The organism is Kitasatospora sp. NPDC051984 (assembly GCF_044593455.1).
GTDB lineage: Bacteria > Actinomycetota > Actinomycetes > Streptomycetales > Streptomycetaceae > Kitasatospora.
In genome coordinates this window covers 127,819-145,433 of record NZ_JBIUCB010000001.1, presented here as the reverse complement: position 1 = coordinate 145,433, position 17,615 = coordinate 127,819, and the positions used below count along the sequence as shown (strand labels likewise).

Below are 17,615 nucleotides of genomic sequence, written 5' to 3'. Positions count from 1 at the left end.
CCCCCGGCCTACCGCCGCCGGCCCCGCCTACAGCGGCTGCGGCTCCAGGTCCCGGTTGATGCGCTGCCAGGCGCGGGCGGACACCACCGACGGGTGCTCCTCGCCGAAGAGTTCGACCAGCGTGGCGATGGCCTGCATGCGCAGGCTCTCGGCCTCGCTGCGCCGCCCCGCCGAGCGGAGCGTGATGGCGAGGTTGACCTGGCAGACCAGGGCATCCGGGTGGCTGGCCCCGTACCGGACGGCAAGGCCGTCGTACGCGGCCCTGGCGAGTTCCTCCGCCTCCGCCAGCTCGTTCTTCTCCGCGAGGGAGTTCGCGAGGTTGATCACGGCGTTGAGGACGAACGGGTGGCCTTCGTCGAGCACCCGGGTGAGTCCTTCGACGGCGGCGCGGCCGTGCCTGACCGCCCCGACCAGGTCACCGGACCCGCGCAGGTAGATGGCCAGGTTGTTCTCGCAGGCGAACGTGAACGGGTGGTCGTCGCCGAGCAGGCGCCGGTGTCCCTCGTAGGCGTCGTTGGCGATGTCCCGGGCGGTCTCCTTGTCGCCGGCGGCGCTGAAGTCGGCGGCGAGGTTGAGCCGGCAGGCGAGCGCCTCCGCGAAGTCGGGGCCGTAGAGGGCGACGTAGCGCTCGTAGGTGCGTTCGGTGAGTTCGCGGGCCTCCCCGTAGCTGCCGGCCCGGCGCAGGGAGACGGCGAGCGACTTGGCGTTGCGCAGTTCCTCGGGCAGGCCCGGGGCTTCGACGTCGGTGAAGGCCTCGGTGACCTCGCGCAGCAGCTCGACGGATCCCTTGTAGTCGCCCATTTCCCGCAGGTCGCGGGCCAGGTTCGACTTGGAGCCGAGGGTGTAGGGGTGAAGCGGGCCGAGGACGGCGGAGCGGCGTTCGACGGTGTCCTGGTCGAGGTCGCGGGCGGCGACGCTGTTGCCGACCAGGCGGTGGTCGATGGCGAGGTTGTTGGCGACCGACAGGGTGCGCGGGTCGTCCTCCCCGAAGAGTTCGACGAACTGGTTGTAGGTGTCCTGGTCGAGGACCAGCGCTTCCTGGAAGCGGTTGAGGTAGCGCAGGTCGGCGGCCATCGAGTTGGCGGTCATCAGCGCGTACGGGTGGTGTTCGCCGAGGAGTTCGCGCTGACCGCTCAGGGTCTCCTGGTTCAGGGCGAGCGATTCGTTGTACGAGCCCTGGGAGCGCAGCACGTTGGCGACCTGCAGCCGGAGGCTGTAGATCTGGCGGCGCCACAGCCGCTGTTCCATCGGGTCGGGTTCGGACCGGGCGCGCGCGGTCCACGCCTCGTCGAGCTGCCGGCCGAGCTGCAGGGCCTGGTCGAGGTCGACGCGCTTCCACAGGTAGCGGACGCGGTCGATGAGCAGTTCGCGGACTTCGCGTTCGTCGCAGTCCTGCGCCCTGGACGGCGCGAGGTGCGGCCAAATGGCTTCCAGGGTGGGCCAGTTGGCGGGGTCGTCGGTGTCACCGCGGGGCGGGCGGGCGTTGACCAGGATGCGATGCACCTGGTGCATGGCGATGTTGCGGTCGTTCTCGTCCATGCCGCTGCGGACGACGGCCTGGACCAGCCGGTGGACCTGGAAGGAGTCGGAGCCGGCGTCGGTCTTGGCGAGGGCGTACCGGCTGACGGCGCGCAGCACCTTGCCGAGCAGGAAGGTGTCGGTGAGTTCCTCGTCGTAGGGGTAGAGCGCGAGGCGCATCTGCTCGGAGAAGAAGAACTGCTTGAGCGAGATCGGCTCGGGCGCGAAGAAGGCGCACAGTTCCAGCAGCCGGACGGCGGCGGGCGACTGTTCGCGCAGCCGGGTGATGGAGACGTTCCAGGTCAGGCCGACCGGGGTGGGGTAGTCGACGGGGGTCTCGCCGGCCGCGAGCACCTTGGTGGCCTCGGCCTTGAGCTGGTTGACGTAGGTCTCGACGGGGGTGCGGGTGGTCTCCAGCCAGGCGGCGGCGACCTCGACGGCGAGCGGCAGGTCGCCGACGGCCTCGGCGACCCGGTCGGCGTCGGCGCGGGTCAGGCCGCGGACCCGGCGGGTGAGGTGGTCGACGGACTCGGTCCGGTCGAACACGTCGACGTTGAGCACGCCGGCCTGCCCGGACCAGCCCTGGTTGCGGGAGGTGACCAGGATGTGGCCGGGGCCGTCGGGGAAGAACCGGCGGATCTCGCCCGGCTCGTCGGCGTTGTCGAAGATCAGCAGCCAGTTGGGCGTGGGCAGCCCCTGCCGCAGCGCGTCGCGGGCCGCCTGGGCGGCCTCGTTCACGTTGTCGCCGACCCGCAGCCCGAGCCGGCCGGCCAGCTCCGCCAGGTCGACGACCACGTTCTCGCTCTGCTCGGCGTCGATCCACCACACCAGGTCGTAGTGCGACATGTACCGGTGCGCGTACTCCAGCGCGACCTGGGTCTTGCCGACTCCGCCGAGGCCGTACAGGGTCTGCGGCGGCGGCAGCACGGCGGTGGTGCCGCCGGCGAGTTGGGCCCGCAGGTCGTCGAGGACCTTGACCCGGCCGGTGAACGAGTGGTTGCGCTGCGGGACTTCCCAGTAGGTGGGCTTGGTGCCGGGGAAGCGGGGCGCCCCGGGGGTGCGGTCGGGCAGGTCGGTCTCGGTGCGGCCGAGGGCGCGCAGCAGGACGGTGGCGGCGGCCTGTTCGTCGCGCCCGATCAGATCGACCGGGTTGCGGCTGTTGTAGGGCGCGTTGAGGCGCACGTCGGAGACCCGGACGGGGATGAGCTGGCGGCGGGCGCCGGCCGGGTCGGCGAGCACGGTCCGGTCCCACAGCGCCTGGGCCTGCGGGGACTGCAGGTAGGCGGCGGACAGCAGGGCGACGGTGCGGTACGCGGAGTCGATGCCGCGGCCGGTGGCCTCGCGCGGGTTGGCGCCGGCGCCGAGGTCGCGGGGCACGACGCGGTAGCCGGCGTCGGTGAGCAGCGCGGAGATCCAGTCCGCCCAGGCGCGGTCCTCGGGCACGTAGCTGAGGTACAGGTCGGCGGGGGCGGTGGGGCGGCGGCGGGCGAAGCCGTCGAGGTGGCGCAGCCGCAGGTCCTCGGGCATCGGCGGGAGTCCGGCGACCCGGCCCTGGGTGATCTCCCGGGTGAGTCGTTCGTTGGCGGCGAGCATGGATCCGGGCAGGCCGGGCTGGTCGCCGAACGGGGCGAGGATCTCCTCGTACGCGTAGAACGGCCGGTAGGGGATCTCGACGCCGGCCCAGTAGCGGGCCAGGTCGGGTTCGCCGAAGCCGGCGGGCAGTCCGCCGAACTTGATCCGGGCGAGCGCCCGGCCGGCGTCGGCCTTCTCCTTCTCGCCCTCGTCGATGCGCATCGGGACGGGCAGGATGCGGATGTCGCGGTCGCCGTAGCGGTCCTCGATGACCCGGGCGATCCGGGAGGCTCCGTCGATGGACTGGTCGCTGAGGGTGAAGCAGACCACCAGGTCGTCGGGCATCTCGACGGTGCAGATGTCGGCGGTGTCGGTGAGGCCGGTGCGGCTGTCGATCAGCACGTAGTCGTAGCGGCGCTTCATGTCGGCGCGCAGCGACTGGATGAACCGCCGGCCCTGGTAGCGCTCGTAGAGCAGGTCCCAGTCGAGGCGGGTGACGGAGTAGTCGCGGTTCTGCTGGCCGGCCGGGACGAGGTCGATCCGGCCGCCGCCGGGGAAGTGCGGCCAGGCGAGGGAGAGCGCGTGCGGGTGGATCCGGGCGAAGTCCTCGATCCAGTCGGGGTCGCGGTCGACCGGGCGCCGGGCCTCTTCGATGTAGTCGGCGAACAGGTCCATGATGCCGGTGGTGGCGGCGACGATCTCGGGGTTGAGGAACGGCCGGAAGAACTGGCTCAGCCCGGGGGCTTCCAGGTCCCAGTCGACGACCAGCACCCGGTAGCCGTTGGCGGCCATGATCCAGGCGGTGTTGGCCAGCGCCATGGTGCGGCCGGTGCCGCCCTTGTACGAGTAGAAGGTGACGATCCGTCCGTGACGGTTCTCCACGGTGGCGTCGCGACGGCGCGCCTGGATCTGCGGGCCCTTCGCCGGCCTCTCGGTCATGACGTTCCCTCCCCCGGGCCCTTGGTGCCCGTCGTGTTCCCGCACGCCGTACCGCCGAACGGAGTTCCGACCGTCCGGCGTCCTGCTGTCACCCGCTCCCAGCTCCTAGGGTCCGATGCTGGGTCTGCGGTCCGTGGGGCCGTCGTCCGGCCGGTCGCGGTGGTGCTGTTCATGGGCGGTGCAGGCGCGCATGACGGCGCGTTCCATCTCGCCGCGGAACTCCTCGAGGCTGCCGGGGGCGCCGGCCGCGGCGTCGTCGCGCAGGCTGGGCTTCTGCAGGGCGCCGCGGCTGACGGCCAGCACGCTGTCGCCGATGTCGTTGAGCATCCGTTCGTGGTCGCGACTCTGCTGGTCCTCGCGGTTCCAGGGTTCGATGATGGCCACCGAGCCGAGGTTGCGCCGGTCCAGCCGGCGCACCGCCTCGACCCGCTGCACGTCCAGGAACGCCCACCGGTCGACCAGCAGCACGCACGGCGCGGACGGGCGTTCGCCGGTCAGCAGTTGCTCCGACTCCTCCTCGAACTCCCGTACGGTGGGCTGGAATCCCATGTTCCGGGCGACGTCCGCGGCGTCCTGCGCGAGCGGCCGGCTGGAGTCCGGCCGGAACGGCTGCCAGTCGGTGCGCAGCTCGCCGTACCAGGCGCCGCTGCGCTGCGGCGGCAACTCCGGTTGGTTGTAGGAGAACACCGAGATCCGCACCTTGTCGGCGACGTCCGGCTGGTCGAACGCGGACGGCTGGGACTCGAAGTCGAAGACCTGGCCGGCCGGGATGACGGTCTGCTCGGCGACGTCGACGATCCGCTGGGCTAGCCGCCACACCGCCTGGTGGTACTGCGAGCTGAACGCGGCGATCTTCATCAGCGCGTACAGGCCCTCGGCGGCGTAGTCGTCGCCGAAACTGTCGTGGTTGAACTGCAGTTCGCCGGCCACCCGGGGCAGCGGGTAGTGGTCCATCGGCACCCACAGCGCCGGCACTATCCCGGTCATCCGCTCGGCCGTCGGGCGGCGCTGGTACACCGACCGGCGGGTGAACAGGTGCCACTCCCGGCCGCACGCCTCGGACTTGAAGTAGCGCGGCGAGTACAGCGGCACGAACACCCGGCAGCTGGAGAGCTCCCGCGACAGCCGCTCGGCCCACTTCTGCCCCTGGTGCATGGACCGGTCCATGAACCCGATCGGATGCCCCGCCGGCAGGTCGGTGATCTGCAGTATCGCCTCGCACAGGTCCTGGTAGAGCTTCGCCACCCAGAGGTTCGGATCCGCGGCGCCTCTGGAGTTCACCCGCGGGGTGTGCGCGTAGCTGAGGAAGAAGTACGGCCTCGGTGCTTCCTTCCCCCGGCCCGCTGGGCTGTTCACACGCGCCTCCCCCGAGCCCGCCTGTCACCTGTTCCCCGAAAGGGACTCAAGTGTAGGAAGAGCCGCCACCGAAATGGAATAGGGCCTCTGGCCGACGGATCGTCAGTCCTGCTTGTTTCTCAGCCATTTATCGGCGAAATCAACCGCTTCCCGGATCGGGAGCAGGAAGCACGGCGCATGGCCGAGGCGCCCCCGGGCCACCTTCCCGCTGTCACGCAGGACAGTTTCGGCGACGTCCAGGAAATGCGCGGTGGTAACGGCGGGCGCGGTGAACCGTACCCACTGTCGTGCGCCCCCTGCGCCGGCCATCACGCAGCCGTACTGCTGCAGGGGCGGCGCGTCCTGGCGGTACTCCGCCAGGTGGAACACCGTGCAGCAGGTCCACGGCACATTGACCAGCAGCACCCGGCCGTCGGCCTCCAGCAGCCGCTGCACCGGCGACCCCTCGCCGAGGTGGGAGTTCAGGTCGTGCCGTTCGGTCAGCCACCCGGCGAGCGGCCCCAGGGCGGCGAACGAGGTCTGCGGGTGCGCGCTGCGCAGCGCTCCCTCGGTGGTGCGGATCTCCTCGGACAGCCGCCCCATGGTGGGCGAGGCCGGAGTGGCGTCCCGGTCGAACGGCGGCATGGTCGCCCGGTGGGCCCGGACTCCCGCCGGATCGAGCGGGGCGATGGCGTCCCGGTACAGCTGGGAGGTCTCGGAGTTCTCCGGCGTCGCCGTGTACGCCACCAGGGTGCCGGCGGGGCCGAGCACCTCGCGCAGCGCCGCCACGACTCCGGCGGACCGGCCGTCGACCGGGCCGATGGACCGGGTGGCGGCCTGCACCAGGAGCGTCTCACCCTCATCGACGCCGAGTGCGCGGAGGTCGCCGGTCAGCTCCGCCACGGAGTGCAACAGGTCCTCCAGCGGAGCGACGTTCATCGACGGCCCCACAATAGTCGCCGGCAAGGCATGGTACGTATCCGGAATTCCGCCGTCCGACTGGTGATCGCACGTCAGTTCACGTTCTGCAAATAGGCGATCGATTCTTCGACCCGGCGAGTGTACGGATGGTCGGCTCCGAGGATCCCCTCCAGTTCGGGCAGCAGGTCGCGCAGTTGTCTCAGCCCCGTGGCGACGTCACCGGCCAGGGCCGTCCAATAGGCGTGATCGGCCCGGGCGCCGAGGAACACCGGGTCCTCCGGCGTCAGCCAGCGCCCGAGATCGGCCAGCAGCTCCCGCAACAGGGCGACCGCACCGGCCGGATCGCCGAGTTCACCGGTGGCCTGGGCCACCCGTTGGCGGAATCCGTACGGGGTGGGGTGGTGCGGCCCGAACACCGCGGCCAGCCGCGGGATCAGCGGCGGGACCAGGCGCAGCACGCCGGCCAGGTCTCCGTTGACCGAACCCCAGTACGCGACCTCCGCCTCGGTGGTCAGTATCAGCGGGTCGTCCGGGCCGAGCGCCCGGCGCAGATCCGGCAGCAGCGCCTGCCACAGCGCCAGGGACTCGTCCGCGTGCCCGGTCAGGCCGGTGAAGGACGCGATGTTGGCCCGGGTCCGCAAGGTCTCCCGGTGTTCCTCCCCGTAGACCCGCCGCTGCCGGGGCAACAGGTCGAGATGGACCTCCAGGGCGGCCTGCTGGTCACCGCAGATGCCCAGCCAGAAGGCGCTCTGGTGGCGGCTGTACAGGCATTCGGGGTGGTCCTCGCCGAGGACCCGCTCCTGGTCGGGAAGCAGCGCCCGGTAGCCGGCCAGCGCGGCGGCCGGGTCGCCCGCCCGGCCGCTCCAGTGCGCGATCCTGGCGCGCAGGGTGAGGGTGCGCGGGTGGGTGTCGCCCAGCCGGGTGCCGAACTCGGCGAGCAGTTCCCGGCACAGCCGCAGCGCGGTCTGCGGGGATCCCGCCTCGCCGATCCATCCGGCGAGGTCGAAGCGCCCGCCGAGGACCTCCGGATGATCCGGCCCCAGCGCGCCCAGCAGCTCCTCCAGCACCTGCTCACCGCGTTCCACCGCCTGCTGCCACCGCAGCGCGACGACCAGCGCGGTCAGCTCGGGGTCGCGGGCCGCCAGCGCGCCGAGGTGCACGTCCCGGACCCGTTCACCGGCGGCGGCGGCCGGTGCGAAGTGCCGGAACAGCGGGGTGTCGGCCTCGGCGAAGGCCGTCGCCCCCGGGGGCAGTGCCGCCGTACCGGTCGTCACGGCGCGCAGGGCCGGCACGTACCGTCCGGCGCCGTCACCGCCGCGGACCAGGCCCGTGACCATGGCGGCGGTGTCGAGCGCGGCCCGGGCCGGAAGGGTCTCCAGCAGGAGTTCGCGCAGCCCGGGCCGGAAGTCGTACCGGGACGGGAGCGCGGTCTCGGGGCCGACGGCCGGTGCCCGTCGCACCAGGCCGCCGAGCAGCACCTCGGCCAGGTGCGCGGGGCTGCCCCGCCCGCGCAGCACCGCCTGCTGGACCAGCCGCATCACCGGCAGCGTCAGCGGCCGGACCGCCGCCAGATGCCCGGCCAGCACGAAGGCCTCCGGCGAGGCGGCCGCCCGGAACGCCGCCAGCCGCGCCCGCATGTCCACTGCGGCAGCAGCGGGAGCCGGAGTGAAGGCACCGGGCCGTTCGGCGGCGGTTCCGGCCACTCGCACGGTGAGTTCGCCGCCGCCGACCAGGAATCCGGTCCACTCGGCGAGGGCGGCGGCGCTCAACTCCAGCACCGGGACCGGGAGTCCGGTGAACGACACCAGGCCGGGCGGCAGGATCGGATCCGCCACCTGCCACGCCGAGTTGGGGACACCGGGCCGGCCGCCCGCCCGCAGCGTCTTCGGTTCGGTGCGCAGCCCGGTGCCCGGCCACAGCCGCTGCGGCAGCGGCTGCAGCACGGCGGTGGGGCAGCGCCGGGCCCAGCCGCCCAGCAGGCCGCCCATGCCGCCGCCGCGCCAGTGCGCGCCCACGGTGTCCGAGAGCACCAGGACCAGCCCGCGGCCGTCCGCCGGGCAGAGCGCGCCGGACGGCACCACGGGCGCGGCCGGCGCGAACGGCCGGGCGCGCAGCCGCGGGCCGTCGGGGTGGCGGCTGTCCAGGCCGTAGCTGCGCATCCGCCGGAACGCCCCGGAGCGCCCGAGGAGCGTCCGCAGCTCGGACGAGAGTTCCTGCCACAGGTGCATCGACAGGCCGTCGTCGACGACGAGGGCGAGTTCGAAGCGGCGTTCCGGGCGCGGCCGCAGCACCGGGTCGAGGATGCCGGTGTCGGCGGCCAGGTCCGCGGTGGCCCGCTCGTCCAGCTCGAACCCGCGGCGGGACGGCATCCGCTGCCGCAGCGGCCGCAGCGAACGGGCCAGCGCCGGCCCCGCGGGCAACGCCCTGCCGTCGGGCACCAGCACCGGCAGGGCGGCGGCGCCGTCGGCGACGTCACCTGCCGCCGCGTACACGTCCGTGCCCTGGGAGGACGGCGGTGGCGGCGCGTGGCCGCCGGGGTCGGTGCCGGGCGGGCGGCCGTCGGTGCGCGGGCCCGGCCGCCCGCCCGGATCCGGATCGTCGGTGGGTGCGGGGCGTGGCGGCAGCCGGTCGGCGAGCCAGACGGCCTCGGCGAGTTCACGGGCCGTCAGGTCCGCCCCGGCGGCGGCCAGCGCCTGCTGCAGCAGCTCCAGCGGCCGCGCTCCGGTCACGGCAACTGCCCGCCGTCGATCGACCGCAGGACTTCGTCGAGCAGGGCGTCGTCCAGGTCCACTCCCGACAGCAGGTGGACGGCGTTCAGCAGCTGATCGGTGGCGAGGACGGCCTGCCCGGTGTCGCGGCGGGTCAGGAAGCGGTCGATCAGGGTGTCGACGTCGGCCCCGCCGTCGCCGAGGTGGGCCCGGACGATGTCCCGCAGTTGCTCGCCGGTCGGCGGCTTGAGGTCCAGGCGCAGGCAGCGGCGCAGGAAGGCGGGTGGGAAGTCGCGTTCGCCGTTGCTGGTGAGTACGACGATCGGGAACTCGGGGCAGGCGACCAGGCCGTGTCGGACGGTGTGCCGTTCCCGGCCGCCTTCGACCATGACGGCGACCTCCGGGTGGCGCTCACCGAGCCGGGCCAGCTCCGGGATCCGGAACTCGCCCTCCTCGAAGACCACCAGCAGGTCGTTGGGCAGGTCGATGTCGCCCTTGTCGAGTTCGTCGACCAGCAGCACCCGCGGCCGGTCGGGCCTGCTGGTGGCCAGCGCGGTGCCCAGCGCGCCGAGTTGCAGGTAGCCGCCGATGTCGGACTCGTCCTCCTGCGGGCGGTCACCGCCGAGTCGGGCGTCCCGCAGCCGGCCGACCGCGTCGTAGCGGTACAGGCCGTCGGCCAGCACGGTGCGGCTGTTGATGTCCCAGCGCAGCGGCTCGCCGAGGCCGAGTTCGTGGGCGATGGAGTAGGCGAGCGAGGACTTCCCGGTGCCCGGCGGCCCGGTGACCAGCAGCGGCCTGCGCAGGTGCAGCGCGGCGTTGACGATCCGCACCTCGTCGGGCGTGATCCGGTAGGTGCGGGCCCGCCGTTCGGCCCCCTGGGCGGGAAACCTGCGCCAGGGAGGCGGCTCGGGCATCCGCTCCACCGGGTGCGGTTCCCCGTCCCCGCGGTACAGCTGCCAGTTGCTCGTTCCGTCGGTCACCGGGGTGTCCTTCCAGGCGTTCTGCCGTTCGGTCATGAGGGGTCGGCGAGGGTCAGCGTGGCCGGTATGTCGTCCGGGCCGTCGTACACCAGCGCCAGGTGCCGGCCGATGCCGTCCTCGCCGGACCGGACGCGCGCCCGGTACACCGCCCTGGGCAGTTGTGCGGACGTCAACCCGGCTGCCAAGTCCCGCAGTTGTGCGACATCACGGTGGGAGGCGGTCGGTCTCGGCCAGACGATCCCGGGCACTCCCACGGCCGCCGCGATCGCCCGCAGCATCGCGGTCTCGGCCGGCGGACAGCACAGTGCCACCCCGCCGACCGGCCGGGGCCGGCCGCGTTCCTGGACGGCCGGCTCACGGCGCTCCTGGACGAGCACCTCGGCACTGCGCCTGGCCTGCCACCGGTAGCGCAGCTCCGGCAGGTACTCGGGCCGGCGCAGTTCCGGGCAGCGCAGCACGACCAGGAAGTCCTGGCCGAGAACGGCCGGGAACAGCTCGTCCTGCCGGTACACCCACTGGTCGATGTCGAGGTTCAACTCGTCGCGCGGGACGAAGAATTCGACTCGGGGCAGCACCCCGGACGGGCTCTGACTGGCGGCCCGGGACAGCAGTTCGGCGAGTCGGGCGAGCAGTTCCTCCCGGCCGGCCGGGACGTCCTGAATGCTGCGGTGGAACACGGTGCCGTCGGCAAAGCGGCCCTCGAAGCTCCAGCCGAACCGATCGGCCCCGCCGGACCGCCACAGCTGGACCTGCACCAGCGGCGGCCCGTCGCCGTCCACGGCCCCCGACTCCCGGGCCTGGGCGCGGTGTTCGGCCAGACCGGCGGCCACCCCGAGCCGCTCCGCCACCCCGTCCGACCAGGCCCGCAGCGCCGCGGCCGCGTGGGCGTCCACCGTCTCGTGGGCGGCGAACTCGACGGTGCGCAGCAGCCCGGGCACCTTGCCCTGCCGCGGCCGGTGCCCTTCGAGGAAGCGCACCAGCGTCGGCCAGTCGACGTCCTCCGGCACGCTGATCAGCGGCAGTGCGCGCGCGACCACTCCCCCCGGTCCGGCCGGGTGGTGCGCCAGCAGTTCGAGCAGTTCCCGGTGCTCGACGGCGGTGAGCAACTCCTCGGGGACGGCGAACAGTGCCTCGGTCTGCAGGTCACGGCGCTGCTCCGGGGTGGGCGCGAGATCGGCGAGCAACGCCATCAGGGTGACCACGCCGTGATCGGCGGCCAGCGCGGTCCGCACGAACCACTCGGGCACCGGCGGGGCGCCGGCGGGCAGGACGGTGCCGAGCTCCCCGGCCAGCCGCCGCGCGGGGCCGCCCCGAAGAACCGGGTCGGGAAGGGCGCGGCCGACCGCATCGACCAACCGCGCCCACAGCCAGGCCTGTTCGGAGGAGGGCACGAAGGGATCGGGCACGGACAGCCAGGGCAGGTGCTCGACGATCGCCCGGGTGGGGATGGCGAACGCGCGGCTGTCCCGGCGGCTGACGACCAGGCCGACCACCCGACCCTGTTCGCGGTCCCACAGCGGCGAGCCGCTGTACCCCTCGACCAGGGGCTGCGCGGAGTCGGGCGTGTCCAGCACCAGCCAGTGCTCGGTGGTGCCCTGGACGGTGACGGCGGCGACGGTACTGGCGTTGCCGCTGCCGAACCAGGCGAACGCGGACGGCCCGGTGCGGTGATGGCCCAGCGGCGCGACGGCCGGGCCGGCCGGGGGCGGTTCGACCAGCACCAGGACCGCCAGGTCCGCGGCCCACTCGCGGTCACCGGCCCGGGCGGGCCCACCGGATCCGTGGCCTGCCGGCAGCCAGTGCTCCAGCACCGCCCGGAACCTGCGGCCGGGGGCCAGGCCGGGCAGCGCGAGCAGCAGACCGTCCACGGCGCCTTCGCGTTCGGCGGGCCGCCCCTGCTCGTGCCCACCGCGCCCGAGCGCCTGGTTGACCACATGGGCACAGGTCAGCACCCGGCCGTCGGGAAGCAGCAGGCCGCCGCCGTAGGCGCGCGGGTCGCCCTCCCGGTACACGGCGACGTGTGCGGCCTTGGCCGCCGCATCGGGGTCGGCCCCGGCCGACGACCACCGGCGAACTGTCTGTCGTCCCAAAACCGCCCCCGCAGCTCCTGCTTCAGCGTGCGGCCGCAGCCGCCGCTTCCTGCTCGGTCTCCCCGTCCGGCTGCGCTGGGATCTCCGCCGCCCGACCGGTCTGCCACTTGGCCCGGACCTTCAGCGCGGCCTCGCCACCCGCCGAGACGATCCCCAGCCGCAGGTCCTTGGAGAGCTTCACGCCGAACTCGACCTCGACCTCGTCCGGCGGCTTGATCGCGGACCGCACCGCGCCGTGCACCAGGTCGAGCACACCGCCGAGCGGCTGCAACGCTTCACGCAGCGCCTCGCCCGTGGTCCGGGCCGCGTCACGCACCCGGCCGACCGGCACCACGTCACCGCTGCCGTCGGGAAGGTCGGGATCGCCGGACTCCTGGTCGGCCCGCCGCAGATCGAACACCTGCAGCAGCACGGCCGTACCGTCGGGCAGCGTCACTTCGGTGTAGTCGCTCATGCCCCCACTCTCGCACCGGGAGGGGCGCCGCACGCGCCCCAACCGGCCACTGGGGCAAAGCATTTCGGCCATTCTCGAATCGGCGCAGGTTCAGCGCGGCCCCGCTGCGGCCGTGCGGGCCTGCCACTGGGCCAGGTTCTCGGCGGCGGCCTCCCGGGCCGCGGTCTCGGCGGCGGCGCCGACCGGGACGGTGAGCCAGGGTTCGACGGCGGTGCGCATGCGGTCGGTGAAGCGGGCGCCGAGGGGGGTGAGGGCGCCGGAGTCGGCGAGGGTGGCGATGGAGGCGGCGGTGTGTGCCCGCCAGGTGGCGAGTTGGACCCGGGCGTGCTGGGCGGGGCCGTTGCGCAGCCCGTCGTAGGCCCGCACCCGGGTGGCCCAGAACTCGGTCACCGCGAGGTGCGCGTAGGTGCCCTGGAACAGGCCCTCCAGCGGGCGCGGGTCGGGCCGCCACGGGGCGTGGAACAGCCGCTCGTCGGTCCGGTCGTACAGGTCGTGGAAGTCCAGTACCGCGCCCAGCTTGACGTGCTGGAACTCGTGCGCGATCAGCAGCGCGAGGGTGGGTGCGGTGGCGGGCCGGGCGATGCCGACCGCCCCGAACGCCTGCCGGGCGGCGGCGGACACGTCGCGGCCGGCCGGGCCGGGCCGCAGCGGGGTGAGGGTGGACAGGCCGGCCCGGATGCCGGGCGCGTGGCCGGGCAGGTCGCGGCCGATCAGCTCCCAGGCCTCGCGCAGCGCCCCGCCCCAGGCCAGGTACTCGGCGTCCGCCAGCCGGTCCTCGACCGGCCACTGGTGGCTGTCGCGCTGCGGGTCGGTGTCCTCCAGGGCCGGCGTCCAGCCGTCGGCGAGCGCGATCCGCCGCACCGGCTGCCAGTGCGCGTCGGCGGGGGTGTCGGGGCCGATCCGCCGGCCGCCGACGGTGAAGCCCTCCGCGTCGCCGGTCACCACGCGCTCGCCCGCGCCGCCGACCAGCACCCGCCCGAGGGTGGGCAGGTGGACGGCGCCGCCGCGCACCGGCAGCGCCAGTTCGAAGGCGCGCCCGGCGCGCACCGAGGCGGCGGCGGCCACCTCGGCCATCCCGCCGAGGTCGGCGCGCGCGGTGTCGCCCTGCAGGCAGCGCACCGCCCAGGCCCGGGTGTACGGGTGGGCGAGCACGGCGTCCAGTGCCGGGGTGTCGCCGCCGTCCAGTGAGGTGACCAGCGCCCAGGCCGGGGAGCCGGTCCCGACGGCGGCCACCAGTCGCCGGGTGAGGCCGAGTTGGGCGCGGGCCAGGGCGCGGACGGTGTCGGCGCCGCCGTACCCGGCGGCGAGTTCGTCGAGCTGGCCGTCGGTCAGCGTCGCACCGGGCGCGTCCTGGGCGGGGACGACAACGGCGGGGGCCATCCGGTCGCGGATGGTGGTGATCAGTCGCATCAGGTCACCGCAGTAGACGGAGGGATTGCGGAAGCCGGAGCCGTCGCCCCGGTAGCGGTGGGCGTACAGGCCGCCGCCGCAGGAGCGGACCACGGGGCAGCCGCGGCACTCCTCGGCGAGCCCGGCCAGCCCGGACTGTCGTTCGACCATGCCGGGGTGTTCGGCGACCTGGTCCAGGGTGTTGTCGAACACCGTGAACCCCGTCTCCGGCGCCCCGTCGTAGGCGGTCTTCAGGCTGTCGGCCTGCTCGAAACTGCCGTCGGTCTCCACCACCACCAGGTCGGCGGGGTCGAGGCCGAGCGACTCGGTGAGGCTGGAGCGGCCGCGCAGTGTGCGGTGCACCGAGTCGAAGGTGCGCACCGGGACGGGCCGACCGAGTTCCTCCCAGCGCCGGTAGACCGCCAACAGCCAGTCGGCGTAAGGGGTTTCGCCGAGGCCTTCGGGCCGTTTCGGCGGCTGCTCCCAGGTGGCGTGCGGCAGGAGGAAGTCCACCCGGGGCGGCTCCAGGGCGACCAGTGCGTCCAGCACCGCGACGGGGTCGTTCTCCACGTCGATGGTGCACAGCAGGCCCGCGTACAGGTGCCGGTAGGCGGGGCGGCGCAGCAGTTCGACGGCGGCGAGCACCTTGGCGTGGCTGCTGCGGCCGTCGGCGAACCGGCGGTGCCGGTCGTTGGCGGCCTTGTCGCCGTCCAGTGAGATGCCGACCTTGATGCCGTGGGTGGCGAACAGGTCGAGGAAGCGGGGGGAGAGCAGCACGCCGTTGGTGTGGATGCGCAGGTCGAGGGCGCAGTCGGCGGGCAGGGCGGCGCGCAGCAGTTCGGCGGCGCGGCCGAGCAGGGCGGGTCCGGCTAGCAGCGGTTCGCCGCCGTGCAGCACCACGTGGACGGCGGCGAGCCGGTGGGTGCGGGCGTGTTCGGCGATCCGTTCGGCGGTACGGGCGAGCACCGCCTCATGACTGGCGCGGGCCTTGCCGCGCCAGCTGGTGTCGGCGTGTTCGTACACGTAGCAGTGGTCGCAGGCAAGATCGCAACGGGCGTGCATCTTGATCACGAACTGCGAGAACGGCACCAGCGGGCGCGGCACGGGTATCGGGGTGACGTCGCGTCGGATTGCGCTCGGTCGGCCGGTCAGATGGATGAGTTGAAGGCGGCGACGGCCACCTGGCCGGACTCACCGCCCGGGAGGGCACGATAGAGCTCGGCGGTGAGCTCTTCGGCACCGATGGAGGCCAGAGCTGCCAGCGAGGGAGACTCCTCGACGCGCGCGCTGTCGGCGGGCTTGGTGGCGGCGACCATGATGACTCGTTTCTGCGCCTGTCGGCGCGAGACAGGCCTCGGCGTCCTGTGCCGAGAATTTCACCCGGAGCGACTCTAACGCCGCTACCCAGCTTTCAGTGGTCCAAACCACTAGTTTTTTAGCCCGTCAGAGGGGCAGGTTACTCCACCTGGTTGACTTGCGGGGCAGCAAACTTGACACTCCGTCAGGGACAGAGCCGCTCCACCCGCCACCCGCCGCCCTCCGCGCCCCCGGGGCCCTCGGCGACGAAGCGGAGGCGGTCGTGGAGGCGGTTCTCGCGGCCCTGCCAGAACTCGACGGTGCGCGGGACGACCCGGTAGCCGCCCCAGAACGGCGGGACGGGGACGCCCTCGCCCTCGGGGTAGCGGGCCGCGAGGTCGGCGTAGCGCCGCTCCAGCACCTCGCGGCCGGCCACCGGGCTGGACTGTTCGCTGGCCCAGGCGCCGAGCTGGGAGCCGTGCGGGCGGGTCCGGAAGTAGGCGGCGGTCTCGTCCCGGCCGACCTTCTCCACCCGGCCGCCGATCACCACCTGGCGCGCCAGTCCGATCCAGGGGAAGAGCAGCGAGGCGTTCGGGTTGGCGGCCAGGTCGGTGCCCTTGCGGGAGCCGTAGTTGGTGAAGAACACGAAGCCGCGCGGGTCGTAGCCCTTGAGCAGCACGGTGCGGGAGGACGGCAGGCCGTCGGCGTCGGCGGTGGAGACCACCATCGCGTTGGGTTCGACCACGCCCGCCTCGACGGCCTCGTGGAACCAGCGGGCGAACTGCCGGAACGGGTCCTCGGCCAACTGGTCCTCGGCCAGGCCCTCGTGCTGGTAATGCTTGCGCATCACGGTCAGGTCCGGCACGGGCCGCTCCCCGGCCGGCGTGGACAGGGCGTTCGGGTGACTGTGGCGTTCCGCGGTAGGCACGCCAACATCATCCCGTACGACAAGCGCCGAGCGCCGCTACGTCCGCGCAAACACCCGGAGTCGGGATGCGCGGCCGCCACCGCCCGGTGAATCGTCCGGATTTCGGCAGGAGTGTCCCGGAAAATCCGCCGACAACGCGCGGGGCGGCAGGGGTTCGAGCGGCGCGTGGGGGAAACATCACCGTCGTGGTGTATGGCGCAATGCACTCCGTGCCTGCCACTCTGACACCGAGTGCCAACCACCATCGGTCACCGGCGTGCCGCCCCACCACGGCCGCACGTCGTGTCGGATCACTGAAGGAGCCGTTCTACATGTCGGACTTCGTACCCGGCCTTGAGGGTGTCGTCGCCTTCGAGAGCGAGATCGCCGAACCCGACCGCGAGGGCGGCGCGCTCCGCTACCGCGGGGTGGACATTGAGGACCTGGTCGGCCAGGTCTCCTTCGGTCACGTCTGGGGCCTGCTGGTGGACGGCCGGTTCGCCCCCGGGCTGCCGGCGGCCGAGCCGTTCCCGATCCCGGTCCACTCCGGCGACATCCGGGTCGACGTGCAGTCGGCGCTCGCCATGCTCGCCCCGGTCTGGGGCCTCAAGCCGCTGCTGGACATCTCCGCCGAGCAGGCCCGCGACGACCTCGCCCGGGCCGCCGTGATGGCGCTGTCCTACGTCGCCCAGTCCGCCCGCGGCCAGGGCCTGCCGATGGTGCCGCAGCGCGAGATCGACAAGGCCGAGACCATCGTCGAGCGGTTCATGATCCGCTGGCGCGGCGAGCCGGACCCGAAGCACGTCAAGGCCGTCGACGCCTACTGGACGTCCGCCGCCGAGCACGGCATGAACGCCTCCACCTTCACCGCCCGGGTGATCGCCTCCACCGGTGCCGACGTCGCCGCGGCGCTGTCCGGCGCGGTCGGCGCGATGTCCGGCCCGCTGCACGGCGGCGCGCCGTCCCGGGTGCTCGGCATGATCGAGGAGATCGAGCGCACCGGCGACGCGGCCGGCTACGTGAAGAAGGCCCTCGACAAGGGCGAGCGCCTGATGGGCTTCGGCCACCGTGTCTACCGCGCCGAGGACCCGCGCGCCCGAGTGCTGCGCCGCACCGCCAAGGAGCTCGGCGCGCCGCGCTTCGAGATCGCCGAGGCGTTGGAGAAGGCCGCGCTGGAGGAGCTGCACAACCGCCGCCCCGACCGCGTGCTGGCCACCAACGTCGAGTTCTGGGCCGCCATCATGCTGGACTTCGCCGAGGTCCCGGCGCACATGTTCACCTCGATGTTCACCTGCGCCCGCACCGCCGGCTGGTCCGCGCACATCCTGGAGCAGAAGCGCACCGGCCGGCTGGTCCGCCCGGCCGCCCGCTACATCGGCCCCGGCTCCCGCACGCCGCAGGAGATCGAGGGCTGGGACCAGATCGCCCGCTGACACCCGATCAGGTGAACACCTGACGGCCCGTCAGCATCCGTGACACCGCCCCCGGGCGCGCGCACCACCCCTG

General features: G+C 73.3%; 11 protein-coding genes. 1 reads left to right on the top strand and 10 read right to left on the bottom strand.

Annotation, left to right across the window (positions count from 1 at the left end; translation table 11 throughout):
• Window positions 1-27 precede the first annotated feature (27 nt).
• The 10 genes from fxsT to pdxH form a co-directional block, all read right to left on the bottom strand.
• Complete coding sequence (gene fxsT, locus ACIHEI_RS00675) at window positions 28-4,029, bottom strand: FxSxx-COOH system tetratricopeptide repeat protein (protein WP_396605143.1); 4,002 nt, start codon at window positions 4,027-4,029, stop codon at window positions 28-30.
• 105 nt (window positions 4,030-4,134) lie between these two features.
• Window positions 4,135-5,385 carry a TIR-like protein FxsC gene (locus ACIHEI_RS00670; protein WP_387638511.1) on the bottom strand — a complete coding sequence of 417 codons (1,251 nt, stop codon included), beginning with the start codon at window positions 5,383-5,385 and terminating at the stop codon, window positions 4,135-4,137.
• 102 nt (window positions 5,386-5,487) lie between these two features.
• On the bottom strand, window positions 5,488-6,303 hold the full coding sequence (locus tag ACIHEI_RS00665) for an aminoglycoside N(3)-acetyltransferase (protein ID WP_396605142.1): 816 nt from the start codon (window positions 6,301-6,303) through the stop codon (window positions 5,488-5,490).
• Window positions 6,304-6,377: 74 nt separating this feature from the next.
• Window positions 6,378-9,014, bottom strand: a complete 2,637-nt coding sequence (locus ACIHEI_RS00660) for an SAV_2336 N-terminal domain-related protein (RefSeq protein WP_396605141.1) — start codon at window positions 9,012-9,014, stop codon at window positions 6,378-6,380.
• A complete protein-coding gene (locus ACIHEI_RS00655; protein WP_396605140.1) occupies window positions 9,011-10,009 on the bottom strand; it encodes an AAA family ATPase in 999 nt (332 codons plus the stop codon). Before ACIHEI_RS00655 ends, ACIHEI_RS00660 begins: the two co-directional genes overlap by 4 nt.
• The gene (locus ACIHEI_RS00650) at window positions 10,006-12,063 is read right to left on the bottom strand and encodes a trypsin-like peptidase domain-containing protein (RefSeq protein ID WP_396605139.1); all 2,058 of its coding nucleotides are present in this window, start codon (window positions 12,061-12,063) and stop codon (window positions 10,006-10,008) included. The genes ACIHEI_RS00655 and ACIHEI_RS00650 overlap by 4 nt, the downstream gene beginning before the upstream one ends.
• A 22-nt stretch (window positions 12,064-12,085) precedes the next feature.
• Window positions 12,086-12,517 carry a CU044_2847 family protein gene (locus tag ACIHEI_RS00645; RefSeq protein WP_396605138.1) on the bottom strand — a complete coding sequence of 144 codons (432 nt, stop codon included), beginning with the start codon at window positions 12,515-12,517 and terminating at the stop codon, window positions 12,086-12,088.
• 90 nt (window positions 12,518-12,607) lie between these two features.
• Window positions 12,608-14,968: an FxsB family cyclophane-forming radical SAM/SPASM peptide maturase gene (locus ACIHEI_RS00640; RefSeq protein ID WP_396605482.1), complete on the bottom strand. Its 2,361-nt coding sequence runs from the start codon at window positions 14,966-14,968 to the stop codon at window positions 12,608-12,610.
• An 86-nt stretch (window positions 14,969-15,054) separates the two neighbouring features.
• Window positions 15,055-15,222 (bottom strand): hypothetical protein, encoded by a 168-nt coding sequence (locus ACIHEI_RS00635; protein ID WP_387638526.1) that lies wholly within the window; start codon window positions 15,220-15,222, stop codon window positions 15,055-15,057.
• 185 nt (window positions 15,223-15,407) lie between these two features.
• A complete protein-coding gene (pdxH, locus tag ACIHEI_RS00630) occupies window positions 15,408-16,049 on the bottom strand; it encodes a pyridoxamine 5'-phosphate oxidase (protein WP_392947228.1) in 642 nt (213 codons plus the stop codon).
• A 392-nt stretch (window positions 16,050-16,441) separates the two neighbouring features.
• Between pdxH and ACIHEI_RS00625 the strand changes: the two genes are divergently transcribed.
• Complete coding sequence (locus ACIHEI_RS00625; RefSeq protein WP_387638529.1) at window positions 16,442-17,542, top strand: citrate synthase 2; 1,101 nt, start codon at window positions 16,442-16,444, stop codon at window positions 17,540-17,542.
• Window positions 17,543-17,615: the final 73 nt, after the last annotated feature.